The sequence below is a fragment of the Microcoleus sp. PH2017_28_MFU_U_A genome (assembly GCF_020738035.1).
In the GTDB taxonomy this organism is placed as follows: domain Bacteria; phylum Cyanobacteriota; class Cyanobacteriia; order Cyanobacteriales; family Microcoleaceae; genus Microcoleus.
The window spans coordinates 1-17175 of record NZ_JAEQCX010000057.1; the positions used below are offsets into that span (position 1 = coordinate 1).

Genomic DNA, 17175 nt, shown 5'->3' on the forward strand with positions numbered 1-17175 from the left:
TCTTTTGCCTCGTTCGATAGTTGTTTTAAGTCGGGGAGTTTTTCCATTCCTTTATCTAATGTCTATCTCGTCTTCTTGTCAAGGGGGTTGAGCAATTACGAGTGCTGATTATGCGGGTTCGTTATTTCTTGCAATTCATCAACATTACGTCGAACAATTGCAGAAGACTGGTCGCTCAGATTTTCCCTTTCTGGCGTCGCTGAATTCTGAATAATCTCAGGACGCTCGTCAACCACTTTTATATTACAGGCTGGTATCTTTGTTGGATTGTGATTTTGATCCCATCCAAAGAAACCAATCCAGTCCGATCCAACATCCAACCGGTTTGGGGATGTCCTCGTTGAATCAACTACTATAGCTATTTGATAAGGCTCACTATGGTAGTCCCTAAAGTTTTTTAAGTCTGTACCAGATTGGAAGACACTAAGCCCTGGATGCGAGTGATAATATCCGACAAGAATAGTGCCAGATTGTTGTCTAACAGCTTCTACTTCTTTAAAGCTTTCTGGGTGCATCGTGACATAGGTGTGTGAAGCAGTAGATATCGCTCTAATGCTTTTTTCAATGTAAGTAATATTTCTTCGGCTAGTAATATCCTGTAATGGAAATCCGACGTAATAGCCTGCTACCTCATTGGGATAGCCCTCTGCTGCGTGTGCATAAATTTCTTCTAGAACCTCTCTTTGGATTAAAATAATGGGTAAATGATTTTGATCGAAAGGGATTGCTAAACGTGTAAATTTAGCTTGGTCATGTCTTGTTACTTTTACTATTTTCATCATCTAAACCTTACTGTATTGTACGGCTAACTAGAAGTCTAACTCGGCTCATCTCAATCGATGTAACGTAACTAGATATCATCAATTTATTCAATTGCCACCAATCAAGCGCTGTCCTATTTGCCGGGCTACTAGGATTCATTTTGATCAGGCTGTCTTTATTATAAGTAAGGTATTCTAGAACTTGCCGAATCCAGTCTGCTAGCGATAAATCTGGCTGAGGGCTGTTAGCTGTTCCCCAGCAAATCCTCCCATCAGTAAAAACATGAGGGTGAAACGGAATTGGATCTTCAAATTTAATATTTGGAATAGCGGTAAAAGGATATCCAGGTGGAACTTCTACCAAAATATTGAATCCTGTTCCCGTGCCTGCTCTAGCTCCATCTGGGTTAGCGGTTAGACTCTTAATGCCATTGATCACTACCTTAAATCTCCGGTAATCAAGGCTCATACGTTCTATCTCTAACCTTACAGGAAGTACATTATCTCCATCTAAAACTCTTTTAAAAAGAAGGAGATTCTCCAATTCATTCTTAAATCTTGCCTCGCTCACAATAGCATCTCCTTATTGACTTCATATTGACATAAAATCACAAAAAACTACCCTCCAGTACCCGGCTGATACAATGTCAACTTATCACCCTCGTTGACAGCTTTATACACATCACCTGTAATCGCAGTTTCGTTTACTCCCTGCAAGAGGTATCTACCTTCTTTAGGTAAACCTAGTGGTTCGGTTACAAGAGCAATCAGATTATCGGCACTATCACCTGGATATACTACTACCTCTGTTGAGGCTGTACCTCCACCCTTAACTACTGTTATCTTCTTCATTAGTTTATCTCTTAGTTGCTTAGTGATTAAGTTGACTATTTTCTGAATAAATCGCCAATATGATTAACAGTCAGGTAAAGACTGCAATTCATCGAACAAGGCATCCAAGTATTCACTAGAATCTGCCTGTTCCACTCCCCGTATACCCGGAGCTATTTCCTCGAAAATATGCTTATTCTCAATCTTAGTTTGAACGTACCATTGACCATTCTTTGTATAAAAGTGATCGTGCATAATTCCAGGATAATCTCGCTCAAGACCTCGCTTGTCATCAGAGTCTAAAATGTTTTTTTCTCCCCTGATGATTGCAACTTTATAATATCGACCGTTTTGTCTGTGATATTTTGGTCCAGTATATGCCATGACAATTTCTTTAGTTACTATTGCTAATGGAAATGTGTAAACATAATTAATAGTAAAGCTTCATCTTTAGCTTGACCAGTGATAAAAAGTGATAAAAAGTGATAAAAAGTGATGACTTTCCCCAAATTCCCCTAAAATCTCCTCTCAGGTAGATGCCCCTAGAGTTAAAATCTTCTAAATCACCCCTCTCACAACCCAACTTCCTTGGCCTACGACAACACCTGCAAATATCTAGCAGAAAAATTCCCCGCCGCCTTCGTGAGCTGGCTACTACCAATAGACGAACCCACCGACATTCAGGTACTCAAAACCGAACTAATTCAAGAACCCATCCGAGCCGATTCTCTCGTTTTCCTGCAAACGGATAACCAAATCCTACATCTAGAATTTGAAACCCGACCCTACTCCGACCCGCCGATCGCCTTCAGGATGCTAGACTACTACGTCAGGCTCAAACGGCAATACTCCTGTTCCATCAATCAAGTAGTAATCTTTTTGCAGCAAACAGCCTCAGAACAGGTTTTTGTATCCGAGTACACAGACGCGAACACCCGACACGGCTATCGAGTGATCCGCCTGTGGGAACAAGACCCCGCTTTACTGCTGTCCGTCCCCGGCTTACTCCCATTGGCGACACTATCCCAAACCAACTCGCCGCGAACTTTGTTAGAGCAAATCGCTACTCAGATTGCTACAATACAAGAACCTACCCAACAAGCGGATTTACTCGCTTGTACCCAAGTGCTCGCAGGTTTGAGATTTGAAAAAGACTTAATCAGACAACTATTTAGGAAGGAAACTATGCGCGGTTCTGTGATTTACCAAGAGATTCGCGAAGACGGCCTCCTTGAAGGAAGACAACTAGGCCTCCTTGAAGGAAGGAAAGATGAGGCGCTGGCGTTTCTCACTCGCCAGTTGACTCGACGCATCGGTTCGATCGCACCTGAAACCCGCGAGCAAATTCAGACTTTATCCGTAGAAGAATTAGAGGATTTAGGAGAGGCGCTGCTGGATTTTTCATCAGCCTCAGATTTAACCAATTGGTTGAATGAACATCAGCCTTAATTGCTAAAACATCGCCGCCTATTTTCAAAACTTCACCAGATATATACTTTAAGGAAACTTAAGCCATGACCGTTGATGAAGCAATCGCGATCGCAGAAACAGTCCTCGATGGCGAAGGCTTAAACGACGTGCAAGAGCTTATCTTCAGACAATGCTGGGAAGGCCGATGTTCCTATGAGGAAATTTCTCAACTCTCTCAATATAATGATGAATACATCAAAGCGCTGGCGGCTAAACTCTGGAAACAACTCTCAGAGGCTTTTGATGAAAAAGTAAAAAAAAATAATTTACGCTCTGTTTTTAAGCGATACTTGCGACGACATCAAGTGACATTACATCGAACTCAAGTAATTGGAGTTAATCTCAGCGGTGCTAACTTAAGCGGAGCCAGAATATTATTCGCAAACTTAAGTGAATCAGATTCGTCAGCAGATTTACACGGTGCAATTATATCTGATAATAAGACGGCATCAGATGAAATTATCAAGCCTGAAAACGCGCATAACCAGGGAATTTTGTCAAGCATAAAAGAACGGATTTATCACTGGAACGATTTGCGCTTTCACTGCGAAGAACAAGTCAAAATTGCCGAAGCGCTCGATCGCACAAACACCCTCTTTTTCCCCAACTCCAAAGCCCGCCTCACCACACCCGCAGGCCGACAAAACCAAGAACCAGATTTCCTCATCTTCCACCAAGGCAAATGGGGTATTCTGGAAATATGGCATCCAGATACAGAAAAAGATGAAACGCGCGATCGCCTGTTTGCATCTCACGGTATCAGCATCATCCACTATTGCGACGCTAACAGATGTACAGAAGAACCCGATCGCATTGTCCAAGAGTTTTTAGATTTATTGAGTCAGGGATAGGGCGATCGCATTTAGTTAAGGCGTATTCCTGTATCGAGCGGCGATCGAAAACATCTTATGGGAGCCTTAAACTTCTTCATCAAGATTAGACAAAATATCTTCCAAATCCCTAGCACCATGCAAAACACGGAGAACCTCCACCCGATCGTCTTGAATCCGGTAAAAAATTAGATAATCTTGAAAATCCTTAATTCGCCACTGACGAATCTCCCCCATCCGAGAAGAGATTAATCGCACGACTTTTCCCATTCCCGGTATCGTCGCTAATTGGGCAAAAGAGGCTTCGGCTAACTCCAGAAATCGCTCCGCAGCACGAGCATTTCCATTGACCAGAATATAGTTTGCCTGTTGTCTGAGATCCTGTGTGGCACGATTTTTGACAATTAATCGATCGCTCATACTGGTTGTGAATCGCCACCCAAAAGAGATGCCCGCAAATTCTGCCAGTACGCAGCCGTAACGGGTTCTCCATCCGAGTCTAAACCCTCTTGCAGTAAACCTTCTAGTTTGGCTTGTGCGTGTTTTCGCTGGCGATCTTGCTGCACCAAATCTAGAAAATACTCTACCGCACTGGCATAAGCCCCTGTCTGAATTTGAGCGTCAATATAGATTTGCAGCTCTTCTGGTATGGCAAGAATAACGTTCATCTAAACACAACTCCTAGTTTACAGATAAATTTGCCTCATATTCATTCTCCAGCAGCCTCAGCCGACGCAGCGAATCTATCCGCTACAGCTTTGCCAATTAGCGCCACCTGACTTAGAGGCAAAAACTGAATTTTTTTGACAATATCGTTAATTTCTGGTGGTTGCGAGACTGGATTGCCATCCAAAAAGCTGAGAAACTCTTCCAGAGTATAGCCTGCTCTGGCAGCGAGCTTACCCAAGTTTTCAGTATCGGGAACCGTATCGCCCCTTTCCCAAAGCTGAACAGCGGTAGCAGAAACGCCCAAAAGCTTGCCAAACGCTCGTTGACTCATTGTTCCACGAGCAGTTTTGATGATTTCACTAAGTTTTTGTCTATTTTGGATGTTCACAACTGAAAAGCTATGCGATCGTACCTACCAGTCTACTTACAAACTGATACATCAACTATATTTCCCAGAAGACTCAGCAGCAGCAGCGAGCCTATCCATCACGGCTCTACCAATCACCGCCAACTCACTAATCGGCATACACTGAATTTTCTTCAGCAGCTCATTGGTATTGACCGGTTCCTGCACCGGCTTACCTTCGAGATGAGCCATAAGCTCTTCCATCGTAAAGCCTGCTCTTGTAGCAATCTGAGTCAAATTTTTCGTATCTGGAAGTACCTGCCCCTTTTCCCAATACAAGACAGAAGCAGCAGAAACTCCCAACAGCTTGCCAAAAGAAGTCAGGCTCATCGAGCCCCGCGCTAACTTAACAACCTCACTCAGTTTTTTCTTAGCTTCTGCGTCCACGGTATCAGCCACGAGATAACCACAATTCCTAGTTTACTTGTGTACCAACAAATTTGTCTGTCTTGCTTGACAGGAGAAGATTTAACAGATAGTATTTTAAGTAGATTGAAAGCTTTAATTTTAATTAAAACAGATTTGGGAGAAATACAAATGACCAAGAGACGCAATCTAAAAACTCACAAGCCCAGCCGCACCCGTCAAAGCCTTACAGCCTCCGGTTGGCTAAAACCTCAGTGCTGGCAAATCTCCAAAATGGAAGCCGCCGAAGCCCTGAGAATGCCCGTAAACCGCATAGTCAAAGTCTACCCCAAACAACATCAAGTAATAGTCGTTTACCTGAACAAGAAAGGACAAAAATGCAGTTCCTTTTTCAGCTACCGACTATTTGCCAGATGGCAGCAAGAGACGATCGCCACAATTGCCAGTTGTCGAAACCAGCAAACTCTCGCACCCCTAGAAATCATCGTACAGTACGACCTCGAACATTTCAAGTATCCAGTGGCGATCGCCGATGCAATTTGGGAAGCCCTACTCAACCACATCCGTCAAGTCATCAGGGAACAAAGGCTCAGCAAACAATGCGCCTAAGTTCCCCATCAACCAATCAATTAGAAGTAGAAGCAGCCAACTCGACCAAACGTTCCTGCTGATCCTGAGAAATGCAAGTCTGAATAATCTCCTCAATATCCCCTTCCAAAACACTATTGAGCGAAAAATTTTCCCCCAAACGGTGGTCGGTAGCCCGGTTATCCTTATAGTTGTACGTGCGAATCTTCTCCGATCGCGAACCAGTACCAACCTGAGCCAAACGCCGCGACTTCACCTCATCCTGCTGCTCCCGCAACTTCATATCATAGAGCTTAGCCCGCAAAATCTGCATCGCCCGCTCCTTATTCTGCAACTGACTGCGCTCCTCAGTACAGAAAATCCGAATCCCCGTCGGCTTGTGAAACAAATCCGCAGCAGTTTCAACCTTGTTCACGTTTTGGCCGCCAGCACCGCCCGATCGAGCCGTACTCATCTCAATATCCTTCGGATCGATATGAATCTCCACCTCATCCACCTCCGGCATCACCGCCACCGTCGCCGTCGAAGTATGCACCCGGCCACCAGCTTCAGTCACCGGCACTCGCTGCACCCGGTGCACTCCAGCCTCAAACTTCAGCTTGCTATAAACGCTATCCCCCGTGATTTCCAGAATCACCTCTTTAAAACCACCCATGTCCGCCAGTGACTCGCTCACCAACTTCACCTGCCAGCCTTCAGTTTGAGCGTAGCGCGAATACAGCCGCAGCAAATCACCCGCCCAAATACTAGCCTCATCTCCGCCAGTACCCGCCCGAATTTCCAGCATAATATTCTTGTCATCGTTCGGATCGCGCGGTAGCAGCAACACCTTCAAACGACTTTCCAAACTCTCCAGCTTCGACTCAAGTTCCTCAACTTCCATCCCGGCCATAAGCTGCATTTCTCGATCGCTCGCAGCTTCCTTAAGAACTTGCCGCGCGCCCACCAAATCTTCCTGAGTAGTTTTCCACAGGTCAAAAGTATCGACCACTTCCTCCAAGGACGATCGAGCTTTTGCCACCCGCTGAAACTCATAATTATCCCTAGCCACATCCGGGTCAGCCATGCGGCGAGTCAACTCATGAAAAGTTTGCTCCACCGACTTCAATTTATCCAGCAAATAAGATTCAGCCATGTCAAATGTCCTCCGTCAATCGATTTTAGATTTTAGATTTTAGATTTTAGATATTGAAGAGAAGTTGGGATAGAATCGCGATCTTTCCTCAGCGGAAGGGCCGTAGCAACTCTTCAGTCTAAGCTCTCCAATCCGAGGGCGGATAGATTTTAGATTTTAGATTTTAGAATTGAAGAGAAGTTGGGATAGAATCGCGATCTTTCCTCAGCGGAAGGGCCGTAGCAATCTCAAATCTCAAATCCAAAATCCGAGAGCAGTCAGTTACCAGTAGAAAAAAACTACTTCCAACCGACTGCGGACAAATGACAATCCGGCTACTTCTTCTTTTTGCCTTTAGCAGCAGCCTTAGCAGCATCTGCTTTCGGGTCTTCCATTTTCAGCGGCCCCGACATAGCATCTGCCTTCGGCATTTCTACTTCCGTCATGCCGTATTTCCGCATAAAGCGTTCCACACGACCTTCAGTATCAATAATCTTCTGAGTGCCAGTATAAAAAGGATGATTTCCCGACCAGACATCAACTTGAAGCTTTGGTCTAGTCGAACCAACAGTCATCACAAGTTCGCCGTTGCAATAAACCTGAGCTTCGGGATACCACTCAGGGTGAATGCCTTCTTTCGCCATTTTTTTTACTCTCTAATTTTTGACTTTACAACCATTTTAGCCGTCATCGGACTTGTACGCCAACAACAGCCGTAATTTTGCCCTATCTGCTTTGAAAACCAGAATCAGGAATCTGAAAAAAACCTTGAAAAAAGGAGGATGGAATCTAGAAAATTTTTCTTTCTTCCCTCTTCCCTCTTCCTTGCTCTTAGCAAATATTCAGGGTTTAAAACCTCCACTCCAGGAAGCCGAATTGTTTTGAGAACTACGCTAGGGCTTAGCGGAGAGTTAAATCCCAGTATTAAAAAGCTCAACTGTCAACTGTCAACTGTCAACTGTCAACTGTCAACTGTTTAACGTTTCGAGTATTGAGGAGCCTTGCGAGCTTTCCGCAAACCGTACTTTTTACGTTCTTTAGCCCGCGGGTCGCGAGTCAAATAGCCCTCAATCTTCAGAGGTTTCCGGTTGTCCGGGTCTAACTGACAAAGTGCTCTAGCGACACCCAAACGAATCGAGTCAGCTTGACCTGTCAGGCCGCCGCCTTCGACTTTCACCAAAATGTCGTACTCATTTTCTAGACCCAAAGTTTCCAAAGGAGCCTTAGCGAGTGCCAAATAAGTGGGGTTGAATTGCAGGTACAAATCTCCCTCTTTACCATTGACAGTCAGTACGCCTGTGCCGGGAACCAAACGTACCCGCGCTACGGAACACTTGCGGCGGCCTGTACCCCAGTACACAGCGCGGCCGGTATCTGTTGCTTGCATTACTCATTTCCTCCCGGAATCGTGTGAACAATTAATTCTTCTGGTTGTTGAGCTGCGTGCGGGTGGTTAGGGCCAGCGTACACTTTCAACTTAGTAAACAGTTGTCTGCCCAGAGATGTGTGAGGCAGCATTCCCCGAATCGCTTCTTCGACAATTCTTTCGGGCAAACGTGCTTGCAATTTGGCAAAAGTTTCTGTTTTCATGCCGCCCGGTCTGCCAGAGTGGCGGCGGTAGATTTTTTGGGTGCGTTTTTTGCCAGTAACAGCGATTTTGTCAGCATTGATGACAATTACGAAATCGCCGGTATCCATGGAAGGAGTGTAAGTGGGTTTGTGTTTGCCCCGGAGGTGCATGGCAACTTCTGTTGCCAGACGGCCCAGGCGCTGGTCGGCGGCATCGACCACGTACCACTTGTGCTCTAGGGAGTCTTTAGTAGGGACGTAAGTTTTGTTCATTGTTAGTTGTCAGTTGTTATTTGTTAATTGTTATTTGTTAGTTGTCAGTTGTTATTTGTTAGTTGTTATTTGTTAGTTGTTGCCAATAACTAATAACCAATAACTAATAACTAATAACTAATAACCAATAACTAATTTGGGCTGAGTGTCGTACCAAACATCGGTGGGAAAGGGAAAGTCCTGATAGCCAACCCGCAACAGGCATAAACCTTGAGCGGGAGCGGCGTATTTTACCATTTCTCGGCGTTCGTTGACCCAGATATCAGTGAAATTGTCGATCGCCCTTTCCCCCCGACCCACCTGCACCAGCAACCCCACCAGCAGGCGCATCATCCCGTACAGAAACCCGCTCGCCTGAACCTCAATATAGATAAGAGGCCCAGAACGGTGACACTCTGCCGCTTGTACGTCCACCCAAGAATGGGGGCGTGCAGACCCCGCGCGGTGGAAAGCCGCCAAGTGATGCCGCCCGATCAGCGGTGTCAAAGCTGCCTGAATCAAAGATTCGTCCACAGGTGCGTGATAGCAGTGCCAAGCATAAGGACGCACAAACAGATTAGGAATCGGGTCTGTATAAAGGGTGTAGCGATAGCGCCGCCAACTGGCTGAGAACCGAGCGTGCCAGGTAGGTTCCACCTTTGCCGAAGCTCGAATTAAAATATCTTTTGCCAGTCGAGAGTTGAGAACGCTTGCCCAGCGGTGAGCCGGAATTGGGCCATCAGCATCAAAATGGGCTACTTGAGCAGCGGCGTGAACTCCCGCATCCGTTCTCCCGGCCGCGTACAGCGTTACCGGGCGTTCCAGCACATTTGATATTGTTGTTTCAATTTCTTCTTGTACTGTACGCTGGTTCGGCTGTCGCTGCCAACCGTGAAAGTCAGTGCCGAGGTATTGGATTACCAAAGCAATGCGTTGTGTCGATCGGGCATTTTCGATTGGGGATTTTGGATTGTCAGTCATAAATCAAAAATCTCCCACCCAAAATTGCATTAAACCAGTTCAACGATCGCCATTTCGGAATTGTCTCCTTGGCGGGGGACAGTTCGCACTACGCGGGTGTAGCCCCCGTTGCGCGAGCCGTACCGTTCTTGGGCAGCCTCAAACAAGGCGTGTACTAACTGTTTGTCATAGATATAGCCCATAGCTTGCCGGCGAGCGGCCAAGGAGCCATCTTTGGCCAAGGTAATCATTCTGTCCGCTTCTGGACGCAGCGCTTTGGCGCGGGCGAGAGTGGTAGTGATTTTACCGTGGCGGATTAATTCGGTGGTCAGCGAGCGCAACATGGCGCGGCGCTGGTCAGCCGGTTTGTTTAGTTGGGGGACGCGACAGCGGTGACGCATAGCAGTTGGTAATTGGTAATTGGTAATTGGGCGCGGGGATAGACAGTCTGCGAACTCGGGGGTGAATTCTTCTTGGTTCTGAAGAACTCACGCACTGAAAATGCAGAACTTTTTTACCCGTTACCCGTTGATTAACTTTTAGCTGATTTTTCCTGTGGCAAAGTAATGCCCAAGCGTTTTTGTAAAGCTTCAATCACTTCTTCTGCGGACTTCTGCCCGAAGTTCTTAATCTCGAGCAAGTCTTCTTGGGTATAATCCAATAAGTCTGCAACTGAGTTGATCTGAGCCCGCTTGAGACAGTTGTAAGCCCGGACTGACAACTGCAATTCTTCGATCGGAATTTGGCTCGTAGGATCGGCCTCACCTGGATACTCGGGTTTGAGAGAATCTTGGGTGATGTCTTTGAGAGGTGCAAATAAATCTACCAGGATGTGTGCAGATTGACTCAGAGCTTCTTGAGGAGTCACGCTGCCATCAGTCCAGATTTCCATAACCAGCCGGTCTTTCTCAGAACTGCCACCGAGCCGAGCATCTTCCACGCTGTAGTTGACTCTGCGAATCGGCATAAAGATGGCGTCAATTTGGAGAAAATCCAAAGCCGACCCATCATCGCGACTGCGGTCTACTGCTCGATATCCGATGCCTTTTTCAATTCTGAATTCCATTTCCAGAACAGATCCCGGTGAGAGAGTCGCAATGTACTGCGATTTATCGATCAATTCCACCTCAGAGGGCAAATCGAATCGATCGGCAGTAACTGTAACTGGCCCCTCAATCCGCAACCTACCGATTTGTGGCTGCTGGGAATGAGTTTTTAGAACAACCTCTTTCATGTTCAGGAGAATTTCCAGAACGTCCTCACGTACCCCTTCGATCGTGGCAAACTCGTGATTGACGCCCGCGATGCGGACTGAAGTTACTGCTGTTCCTTCCAAATTTGACAGCAGAACTCGCCGGAGCGCATTCCCAACAGTTGTTCCCTGACCGCGATCGAGCGGTTCTAGAACAAATTTTCCGTACTGACTGCGGTCTTTGTCAGTGTTAGACTCTATACATTCAATTTGAAACTGCGCCACGGAGTGACCTCCCTTTTCCACTTTGGATTTTTGATTTTGGATTTTAGATTGCAGAGCATACCCCTGAACGGATTTCGGATTTTGGATGGACGGGGCAACAGTTAGAACCATTAGTTTTTGACTTTAAGCAGTTAGCCAATATCCAAAATCTAAAATCTAAAATCTCAAATCGTTTTAGACTCTACGCCGCTTGGGAGGGCGACAGCCGTTGTGAGGAATTGGGGTAACATCTCTAATCAGGGTAATTTCCAGTCCCGCCCCTTGCAAGGCCCGAATTGCAGTTTCTCGACCTGCTCCCGGCCCGCTTACCATTACTTCTATTTGGCGCATTCCCTGGTCATTGGCTCTGCGGGCTGCACTTTCTGCTGCTGTTTGAGCTGCAAAGGGAGTACCCTTTTTAGCTCCTTTGAAACCGCTGGAACCTGCTGATGCCCAGGATATTACTTCGCCATTTAGGTCGGTAATAGTCACAATCGTATTGTTAAAGGTAGACTGGATGTAGCCTACCCCATTCGGTACGTTACGCTTCTGCTTTTTTGCACCAGATTTCTTGCCTGTTTGTTGTCGTGGCGGCATATTAGTCTCTTTATCGTTTTCATTGAATTACTCTCCCCAAAGGCGGGGAAACAGTCAGCAGGAACATAAATTTCCTGCAAACTGCTGTTATTTCTTGGACGGTGCTTTTTTCTTGCCCGCCACTGTACGGCGGACGCCGCGACGGGTTCTGGCGTTGGTACGGGTTCGTTGACCCCGCACCGGCAGACCCAAACGGTGACGCCGACCGCGGTAAGTCCCGATATCCATCAGGCGCTTGATGTTCATTGACTCCCAGCGCCGGAGGTCTCCTTCGATTTGGTAGGTGCTTTCTACATGAGCCCGTAGAGTAGTCACGTCGGCCTCTGTTAAATCCTTGACGCGAGTGTCAGGATTTACGCCTGTTGCAGCGATAATTTTTTGGGCCCGCGACAGACCTATTCCGTAAATGTATGTCAGACCTATTTCGACGCGCTTATCGCGTGGAAGGTCTACACCGGCAATCCGTGCCACACTTTTTGTCTCCCTAGTTTTCCTATTTGGCTACAATATTGAATTAGGCAGCACCTGCGTGCATTGCCCAGCCCAATTTTCCCGTTTTCTAACCTTGGCGCTGTTTGTGTTTCGGGTTAGTACATATCACCATCACTCGACCGCGACGGCGGATGACGCGACATTTTTCACAAATTTTTTTGACAGATGCTCGAACTTTCATCTTTCTTCCTGCCTGGAGAACCCCGCTCTACCGGAGAGCACGCACGCTGGCCCGTAGAGCGGTGGGAGGAGAGGCTGGGCAAGGTGTAGGCCTCTCCTCGATTAAATTGTATAAAGTGCGGGTTGTTTTTTGAAGGAGATCGCTTGCACCCACTCCCATTGCTGGGTAAAGTTCGCTTGCGCCAGAATGTTGGCGATCGATACTTAAACGGCGTAGCAATGACTTAACCCGGTACGCCGCTGGGTTGTTGACGCCCTTCTCGGCAACACTACAAACGTAGCATTATAGCATAAATTTGAAGCTTTTTACCAAATTCTCTCTAATTAAACTTAGAATTAGTTTTTAGAAAGTTTTATCTAAGCCTATTTTTTCCGAAGGCGATAAGTAATCCTGCCTTTGGTCAAGTCGTAGGGAGTTAATTCAACTTTGACGCGATCGCCAGGCAGAATTTTGATGTAGTTGCGGCGGATCTTGCCGGAAATGTGAGCTAGCACGTTAAACCCATTATCTAGGTCAACGCGAAACATCGCATTCGGCAGTGATTCCGTCACTGTCCCTTCCATTTCAATTAAATCTTGCTTAGACAATTTGGTATTTACCTCAACTCTACATTTGATTAACTAGGAGTGTCCCAGCGTTTGCTTCAAAACCTATTTACCAAGTAAGGAGCGGCCGATTTTAGATTTTAGATTTTAGATTTACTCCACAGATGCATCAAAGGAGCAGGAACTTCGGTCTAAAATTTGGGATCTCGACGATTGTCGGTGGCTTGTATCCGTTTTGGGCGGGTTGAAGGCGAACGGGGCAATAATTCGGGTAACTCGATCGACTGCTTGACTCAATTAACCCCTTGCTTCAGCTTTACTTGAGTAAAGTTGTAGCAAGTAAAATCGAGTTCAATCCTGTTTCTAGCAACCCTCACAAAACCTGATAGCACAAAAAGCTCCTAGTTAACATATCTTAGCAAAAGCTGGTGAGTAACAAGCTGTATTGCGAGGGTTCAAGAGTCGCCAGAGAGCGCTTGTTGCAGTTCTGCGGTGACTACTTCCATATCGCGATCGCCATCAACCGCAACTAACTGTTCGCGAGCGCTATAAAACTCAATCAAAGGCTCAGTTTGCTCGCGATAAACTTGCAACCGGCGCCGGATCGTCTCCTCATTGTCATCCTGGCGGCCCCGCGACAGCAGGCGAGTCACCAAAACATTGTCAGGTACGTCCAAATTGACAGCTCGCAGATCGCAATCCTTTCCAGACTTACTTCCCTCAGTACCAACATCACACAGCAGTTTGTCAAAAAACGCTGCCTGCGCCACAGTACGGGGAAATCCGTCGAGAATCCAGCCCGCACCAGCATCTGGTTCATTCATGCGTTCTTGGACGATATCCATCAATAACTCGTCGGGAACCAACTCACCAGCATCCATGTAGGATTTAGCTTTTACACCCAAGGGAGTTTTCGCCACCACGCAGGCGCGAAGGATGTCACCCGTAGAAATGTGGGGTATTTTCCAGAGAGCGGCTAAAACCTGAGCCTGAGTTCCCTTTCCCGCCCCTGGAGGCCCCATAAAAATCAATTGCATTGCGATTACTTCACCATTCCTTCATATCGCTGGGAGATGACGTAAGTTTGAATTTGCTTGGCAGTTTCGATCGCCACACCCACTAGAATCAGTAGGGAAGTTGCACCAAACCCTCTAAAAGTTTGGACGCCGATCGCGCTTTCGACAGCCGTTGGTACAATAGCTACCAGACCGAGAAAAATCGCTCCCAAGAAAGTCAAACGGTTCAAAACCTTCTCCACATAATCGCTGGTTTTCTGACCGGGACGAATCCCAGGAATACTGGCACCCATTTTCTTCAAGTTCTGAGACATATCTACGGGGTTGACAATCAACGAAGCGTAGAAATAGCTGAAGAACAGAATCAAAGTCAGATAAAACAGCGCGTAAGCCCAAGGCGCAGGGCCGTTCGGACTCAACACATTAGCAACTTGAACCAAAAACGGCTGATTGAGAGACTGAGCAAGGAAAGAAGGCACAATCAACACCGAAGATGCAAAAATAATCGGCATCACTCCGCCTTGATTCAAGCGCAGGGGTAGATAACTGCGACTCTCCCGATAAACTTTGCGACCGACTTGGCGGCGGGCAGAAATAATCGGAATGCGGCGAGTACCTTCCTGAACAAAAACAATCCCGACAATCGTCACCAAAAAGACCAGCAGCAGAACAACTACGCGGCCGACAACTTGCGTGTCGCCACTTTGAGCCAATTCAAAAGTTTGTCCCAAAGAGCGCGGTAAAACCGACACAATGTTGATAAAAATCAACAGTGATGCTCCGTTTCCAATACCTCGCTCCGTCACCACTTCCGATATCCACATCACAAACATCGACCCTGCTGTCAGAGCCAAAGCAGTCTGGGGGATGAAAAAAGCCGATGGAGTCTGAGCAAAAGGGCTGACCCAAATCGCAATGCCAATGCTTTGCAGAATAGCCCAGCCCAAAGAAACGTAGCGAGTAATTTGAGAAATCTTGCGCCGCCCTGCTTCGCCGTCATTTTTCTGCATATCTTCTAAACTTGGCAGAGCCGCAGTTAGGAGTTGCACAATAATTGAAGCATTGATGTAGGGCAAAATCCCCAGCGCGAAAATCCCCAAAGCTGACAGCCCGCCTCCTGAAAACAAGTCCAAAAAGCCAATTAAAGGGCTATTTTGGACGTTTTGGGCAAAGGCGGCGCGATCGATGCCGGGGACTGGCAAGTGAACACCCAGGCGCACTAAAATCAATAAGCCAATGGTGACGAGGATGCGGCCCCGCAAACCAGCAGCTTGAGCCATCTGCATGAACGTCTCTTGTGCAGTTGGCGCTTTCTCTTTACTAACGTCCATAGTTACGATTTTGGATTTTAGATTTGGGATTTTCGACTAAATCATTTTCTGATAGCAAGAAGAGAGGATTTGAGATTTGGACAAACTCTCAAACCTCAAATCTTCACGCAACTACTTCGCAACTTCCGCCGGCGGCTTCAATTTTGGTGCGAGCACCTGCGGTAAAGGCCGCCGCGCGCACTTGCAGAGCCACATTCAGTTCGCCATCTCCTAAGATTTTCAGCGGCCCGTCGTCAGTAGTGACAATTTTTGCTTCGATCAAAGAGGTGAGAGTAACTTCTGTGTTTGCTGGCAGTGATGCTAATTTACTTACATTAATGGTAGTGTACTCTTTCCGGTTCACTAAAGGGAAGCTCTTCAGCTTGGGCAGGCGGCGGTAAAGAGGATTTTGACCACCTTCAAAACCGGGTCTAGTGCCGCTACCGGCTCTAGCTTTTTGACCGCGCATCCCTTTACCGGAACTCGCGCCTTGACCGGCAGAAATACCTCTACCCAAGCGACGCGGGCGTTTTGTGGAACCCGCTTTTGGTCGGGCGTCTTGCAATCTCATAGTTTTGATAGTTGGTAATTGGTAATTGGTAATTGGTAATTGGTAGTTTTGAGTTTTGAGTTTTGAGGAATGAAAGATTTTTATTCAAAACTCAATACTTAATACTCAAAACTGACAATTTCCAGTTCCCTAGTCCTTAACCGTAGAGGTTTTCTACTGGAATTCCGCGCTCTTGAGCAACTTCGGATAAGGTGCGAAGAGTGGAAAGGGCGTTGACTGCGGCTCTAGCGTTGTTTAAAGGATTTCCTGAACCTAGCTGTTTGGCTAAGATGTTGCGGACTCCTGCTAGTTCGAGAACAGTTCGCACTGCTCCCCCTGCAATTACCCCGGTTCCGGGTGCTGCTGGACGCATCATAACTTTGGCTCCGCCACCTGCACCGTTGATCGGGTGAGGGATGGAGTTTGATTTGGTGAGGGGAACTTCAATTAGGTGCTTTTTGCCGTCAGCGACGCCTTTTTTAACGGCACCGATTACGTCGCTAGCTTTGCCGACTCCCACTCCAACTTGACCGCGTTCGTTGCCGATAATGACTATGGCGCGGAAGCTGAGTTTTTTACCGCCTTTAACTACTTTGGTAACGCGACGAATCTGAACAACCCGTTCTTGCCATTCGGATTCTTTTTCGCGCCCTTTGTTGTTATTGCTTTTTTTCTTGTTGCGCTGTTCTTTTTGTTCTGCCATGTTTTGTCCTTGGGGAATTGAGGATTAGTAATTGGTAGTTGGTATAGAGAAATTAACAATTAGGAATTAAGAATTTTGTTATAGATTCTCTTTTCCTTCTTCCTTCTTCCTTCTTCCTTCTTCCTTCTTCCTTCTTGCTTCTTCCTAAAAGTCTAACCCGGCTTCGCGAGCTGCGTCGGCGAGGGCTTTAACGCGACCGTGATAGAGGTTGCCTCCGCGATCGAATACGACTTTGACTATGCCAGCGCTGGAACACCGTTTGGCAATCAACTGACCGACTTGGGTGCTGGCGTTGCAGTTGGCTCCCGAACTGAGTTCGGCTTTCAATTCTGGATCGAGGGTTGACGCAGCAGCCAAAGTGTGCTGTGCCGTGTCGTCGATTACCTGGACGTAGATGTGATTGGACGATCGAAATACCGCTAATCTGGGACGTTCGGCGGTGCCGAATACCTTGCGCCGCACGCGGCGGTGTCTGCGGTGGACTGATTCTTTGCGAGTAAGCTTCATTG

At 46.8% G+C, this 17175-nt stretch carries 27 protein-coding genes; 3 read left to right on the plus strand and 24 right to left on the minus strand.

What is annotated here, in order from left to right; translation table 11 throughout:
* Positions 1 to 95 precede the first annotated feature (95 nt).
* The 4 genes from JGK14_RS14225 to JGK14_RS14240 all read right to left on the minus strand — a co-directional run bounded on the left by JGK14_RS14225 (position 96) and on the right by JGK14_RS14240 (position 1976).
* The gene (locus tag JGK14_RS14225) at positions 96 to 782 is read right to left on the minus strand and encodes a Mov34/MPN/PAD-1 family protein (RefSeq protein WP_325315200.1); all 687 of its coding nucleotides are present in this window, start codon (positions 780 to 782) and stop codon (positions 96 to 98) included.
* A gap of 7 nt (positions 783 to 789) precedes the next feature.
* Positions 790 to 1332 (minus strand): ubiquitin-conjugating enzyme E2 variant, encoded by a 543-nt coding sequence (locus JGK14_RS14230; RefSeq protein ID WP_293189597.1) that lies wholly within the window; start codon positions 1330 to 1332, stop codon positions 790 to 792.
* A 47-nt stretch (positions 1333 to 1379) separates the two neighbouring features.
* Positions 1380 to 1613, minus strand: a complete 234-nt coding sequence (locus JGK14_RS14235) for a hypothetical protein (protein WP_293189596.1) — start codon at positions 1611 to 1613, stop codon at positions 1380 to 1382.
* Positions 1614 to 1676: 63 nt separating this feature from the next.
* Positions 1677 to 1976, minus strand: coding sequence for a hypothetical protein (locus JGK14_RS14240; protein ID WP_293189594.1), 300 nt, complete (start codon positions 1974 to 1976; stop codon positions 1677 to 1679).
* 204 nt (positions 1977 to 2180) lie between these two features.
* Between JGK14_RS14240 and JGK14_RS14245 the strand changes: the two genes are divergently transcribed.
* Positions 2181 to 3041: an Rpn family recombination-promoting nuclease/putative transposase gene (locus JGK14_RS14245; RefSeq protein WP_325315201.1), complete on the plus strand. Its 861-nt coding sequence runs from the start codon at positions 2181 to 2183 to the stop codon at positions 3039 to 3041.
* A gap of 65 nt (positions 3042 to 3106) precedes the next feature.
* Positions 3107 to 3913 carry a pentapeptide repeat-containing protein gene (locus JGK14_RS14250; RefSeq protein ID WP_325315202.1) on the plus strand — a complete coding sequence of 269 codons (807 nt, stop codon included), beginning with the start codon at positions 3107 to 3109 and terminating at the stop codon, positions 3911 to 3913.
* Between the two features lie 66 nt (positions 3914 to 3979).
* On the opposite strand, the gene JGK14_RS14255 is transcribed toward JGK14_RS14250, so the two are convergent.
* From JGK14_RS14255 to JGK14_RS14270, 4 genes are all read right to left on the minus strand, one after another.
* Positions 3980 to 4312, minus strand: a complete 333-nt coding sequence (locus JGK14_RS14255) for a type II toxin-antitoxin system RelE/ParE family toxin (RefSeq protein ID WP_293175957.1) — start codon at positions 4310 to 4312, stop codon at positions 3980 to 3982.
* Positions 4309 to 4560: a ribbon-helix-helix domain-containing protein gene (locus JGK14_RS14260; RefSeq protein WP_293175959.1), complete on the minus strand. Its 252-nt coding sequence runs from the start codon at positions 4558 to 4560 to the stop codon at positions 4309 to 4311. The genes JGK14_RS14255 and JGK14_RS14260 overlap by 4 nt, the downstream gene beginning before the upstream one ends.
* A gap of 41 nt (positions 4561 to 4601) precedes the next feature.
* Positions 4602 to 4892 carry a helix-turn-helix domain-containing protein gene (locus JGK14_RS14265; protein WP_293175961.1) on the minus strand — a complete coding sequence of 97 codons (291 nt, stop codon included), beginning with the start codon at positions 4890 to 4892 and terminating at the stop codon, positions 4602 to 4604.
* Positions 4893 to 5000: 108 nt separating this feature from the next.
* Positions 5001 to 5366, minus strand: a complete 366-nt coding sequence (locus JGK14_RS14270) for a helix-turn-helix domain-containing protein (protein WP_293175963.1) — start codon at positions 5364 to 5366, stop codon at positions 5001 to 5003.
* A gap of 27 nt (positions 5367 to 5393) precedes the next feature.
* Here JGK14_RS14270 and JGK14_RS14275 point away from each other — a divergent pair, with 27 nt between their 5' ends.
* Positions 5394 to 5942, plus strand: coding sequence for a hypothetical protein (locus JGK14_RS14275; protein ID WP_293238863.1), 549 nt, complete (start codon positions 5394 to 5396; stop codon positions 5940 to 5942).
* Positions 5943 to 5958: 16 nt separating this feature from the next.
* Here JGK14_RS14275 and prfA read toward each other — a convergent pair whose 3' ends face one another.
* The 16 genes from prfA to rplR form a co-directional block, all read right to left on the minus strand.
* Positions 5959 to 7056 (minus strand): peptide chain release factor 1, encoded by a 1098-nt coding sequence (prfA, locus tag JGK14_RS14280; RefSeq protein ID WP_293175967.1) that lies wholly within the window; start codon positions 7054 to 7056, stop codon positions 5959 to 5961.
* 314 nt (positions 7057 to 7370) lie between these two features.
* Complete coding sequence (gene rpmE, locus JGK14_RS14285; RefSeq protein WP_293175969.1) at positions 7371 to 7679, minus strand: 50S ribosomal protein L31; 309 nt, start codon at positions 7677 to 7679, stop codon at positions 7371 to 7373.
* A gap of 332 nt (positions 7680 to 8011) precedes the next feature.
* Entirely contained in the window at positions 8012 to 8422 is a 411-nt protein-coding gene (rpsI, locus tag JGK14_RS14290) for a 30S ribosomal protein S9 (protein ID WP_236504525.1), read from the minus strand.
* Positions 8422 to 8877 carry a 50S ribosomal protein L13 gene (gene rplM / locus JGK14_RS14295; RefSeq protein WP_293189578.1) on the minus strand — a complete coding sequence of 152 codons (456 nt, stop codon included), beginning with the start codon at positions 8875 to 8877 and terminating at the stop codon, positions 8422 to 8424. The genes rpsI and rplM overlap by 1 nt, the downstream gene beginning before the upstream one ends.
* A gap of 117 nt (positions 8878 to 8994) precedes the next feature.
* Positions 8995 to 9837 (minus strand): tRNA pseudouridine(38-40) synthase TruA, encoded by an 843-nt coding sequence (gene truA, locus JGK14_RS14300; RefSeq protein ID WP_293175974.1) that lies wholly within the window; start codon positions 9835 to 9837, stop codon positions 8995 to 8997.
* A gap of 29 nt (positions 9838 to 9866) precedes the next feature.
* Positions 9867 to 10217 (minus strand): 50S ribosomal protein L17, encoded by a 351-nt coding sequence (gene rplQ / locus JGK14_RS14305; protein ID WP_293133831.1) that lies wholly within the window; start codon positions 10215 to 10217, stop codon positions 9867 to 9869.
* Positions 10218 to 10348: 131 nt separating this feature from the next.
* The gene (locus tag JGK14_RS14310) at positions 10349 to 11293 is read right to left on the minus strand and encodes a DNA-directed RNA polymerase subunit alpha (protein WP_293133983.1); all 945 of its coding nucleotides are present in this window, start codon (positions 11291 to 11293) and stop codon (positions 10349 to 10351) included.
* A 174-nt stretch (positions 11294 to 11467) separates the two neighbouring features.
* The gene (gene rpsK, locus JGK14_RS14315) at positions 11468 to 11869 is read right to left on the minus strand and encodes a 30S ribosomal protein S11 (protein ID WP_265233150.1); all 402 of its coding nucleotides are present in this window, start codon (positions 11867 to 11869) and stop codon (positions 11468 to 11470) included.
* 87 nt (positions 11870 to 11956) lie between these two features.
* Positions 11957 to 12340 carry a 30S ribosomal protein S13 gene (rpsM, locus tag JGK14_RS14320; protein WP_293175976.1) on the minus strand — a complete coding sequence of 128 codons (384 nt, stop codon included), beginning with the start codon at positions 12338 to 12340 and terminating at the stop codon, positions 11957 to 11959.
* 88 nt (positions 12341 to 12428) lie between these two features.
* Positions 12429 to 12542: a 50S ribosomal protein L36 gene (gene rpmJ, locus JGK14_RS14325; RefSeq protein WP_015178722.1), complete on the minus strand. Its 114-nt coding sequence runs from the start codon at positions 12540 to 12542 to the stop codon at positions 12429 to 12431.
* A gap of 362 nt (positions 12543 to 12904) precedes the next feature.
* Entirely contained in the window at positions 12905 to 13129 is a 225-nt protein-coding gene (gene infA, locus JGK14_RS14330; protein ID WP_006276978.1) for a translation initiation factor IF-1, read from the minus strand.
* Between the two features lie 413 nt (positions 13130 to 13542).
* On the minus strand, positions 13543 to 14124 hold the full coding sequence (locus JGK14_RS14335) for an adenylate kinase (protein ID WP_293175978.1): 582 nt from the start codon (positions 14122 to 14124) through the stop codon (positions 13543 to 13545).
* A 5-nt stretch (positions 14125 to 14129) separates the two neighbouring features.
* Positions 14130 to 15434 (minus strand): preprotein translocase subunit SecY, encoded by a 1305-nt coding sequence (secY, locus tag JGK14_RS14340; RefSeq protein ID WP_293175980.1) that lies wholly within the window; start codon positions 15432 to 15434, stop codon positions 14130 to 14132.
* A gap of 103 nt (positions 15435 to 15537) precedes the next feature.
* Entirely contained in the window at positions 15538 to 15984 is a 447-nt protein-coding gene (gene rplO / locus JGK14_RS14345; RefSeq protein WP_293133857.1) for a 50S ribosomal protein L15, read from the minus strand.
* 136 nt (positions 15985 to 16120) lie between these two features.
* Entirely contained in the window at positions 16121 to 16666 is a 546-nt protein-coding gene (gene rpsE / locus JGK14_RS14350; RefSeq protein WP_293175982.1) for a 30S ribosomal protein S5, read from the minus strand.
* A gap of 144 nt (positions 16667 to 16810) precedes the next feature.
* Complete coding sequence (gene rplR, locus JGK14_RS14355; RefSeq protein WP_293175984.1) at positions 16811 to 17173, minus strand: 50S ribosomal protein L18; 363 nt, start codon at positions 17171 to 17173, stop codon at positions 16811 to 16813.
* Between the last annotated feature and the right edge of the window lie 2 nt (positions 17174 to 17175).

Excerpts from the sequence above, each read along its gene's own strand:
- rpmE (WP_293175969.1), bottom strand. The coding sequence starts at position 7,679 with ATGGCGAAAGAAGGCATTCACCCTGAGTGGTATCCCGAAGCTCAGGTT.
- truA (WP_293175974.1), bottom strand. The coding sequence starts at position 9,837 with ATGACTGACAATCCAAAATCCCCAATCGAAAATGCCCGATCGACACAA.
- rplM (WP_293189578.1), bottom strand. The coding sequence starts at position 8,877 with ATGAACAAAACTTACGTCCCTACTAAAGACTCCCTAGAGCACAAGTGG.
- rpsK (WP_265233150.1), bottom strand. The coding sequence starts at position 11,869 with ATGCCGCCACGACAACAAACAGGCAAGAAATCTGGTGCAAAAAAGCAG.
- JGK14_RS14260 (WP_293175959.1), bottom strand. The coding sequence starts at position 4,560 with ATGAACGTTATTCTTGCCATACCAGAAGAGCTGCAAATCTATATTGAC.
- rpmJ (WP_015178722.1), bottom strand. The coding sequence starts at position 12,542 with ATGAAAGTTCGAGCATCTGTCAAAAAAATTTGTGAAAAATGTCGCGTC.
- JGK14_RS14225 (WP_325315200.1), bottom strand. The coding sequence starts at position 782 with ATGATGAAAATAGTAAAAGTAACAAGACATGACCAAGCTAAATTTACA.
- JGK14_RS14265 (WP_293175961.1), bottom strand. The coding sequence starts at position 4,892 with ATGAGTCAACGAGCGTTTGGCAAGCTTTTGGGCGTTTCTGCTACCGCT.
- JGK14_RS14250 (WP_325315202.1), top strand. The coding sequence starts at position 3,107 with ATGACCGTTGATGAAGCAATCGCGATCGCAGAAACAGTCCTCGATGGC.
- JGK14_RS14235 (WP_293189596.1), bottom strand. The coding sequence starts at position 1,613 with ATGAAGAAGATAACAGTAGTTAAGGGTGGAGGTACAGCCTCAACAGAG.
- prfA (WP_293175967.1), bottom strand. The coding sequence starts at position 7,056 with ATGGCTGAATCTTATTTGCTGGATAAATTGAAGTCGGTGGAGCAAACT.
- JGK14_RS14240 (WP_293189594.1), bottom strand. The coding sequence starts at position 1,976 with ATGGCATATACTGGACCAAAATATCACAGACAAAACGGTCGATATTAT.
- rpsE (WP_293175982.1), bottom strand. The coding sequence starts at position 16,666 with ATGGCAGAACAAAAAGAACAGCGCAACAAGAAAAAAAGCAATAACAAC.
- rpsI (WP_236504525.1), bottom strand. The coding sequence starts at position 8,422 with ATGCAAGCAACAGATACCGGCCGCGCTGTGTACTGGGGTACAGGCCGC.
- JGK14_RS14335 (WP_293175978.1), bottom strand. The coding sequence starts at position 14,124 with ATGCAATTGATTTTTATGGGGCCTCCAGGGGCGGGAAAGGGAACTCAG.
- JGK14_RS14255 (WP_293175957.1), bottom strand. The coding sequence starts at position 4,312 with ATGAGCGATCGATTAATTGTCAAAAATCGTGCCACACAGGATCTCAGA.
- rplQ (WP_293133831.1), bottom strand. The coding sequence starts at position 10,217 with ATGCGTCACCGCTGTCGCGTCCCCCAACTAAACAAACCGGCTGACCAG.
- rplR (WP_293175984.1), bottom strand. The coding sequence starts at position 17,173 with ATGAAGCTTACTCGCAAAGAATCAGTCCACCGCAGACACCGCCGCGTG.
- rplO (WP_293133857.1), bottom strand. The coding sequence starts at position 15,984 with ATGAGATTGCAAGACGCCCGACCAAAAGCGGGTTCCACAAAACGCCCG.
- secY (WP_293175980.1), bottom strand. The coding sequence starts at position 15,434 with ATGGACGTTAGTAAAGAGAAAGCGCCAACTGCACAAGAGACGTTCATG.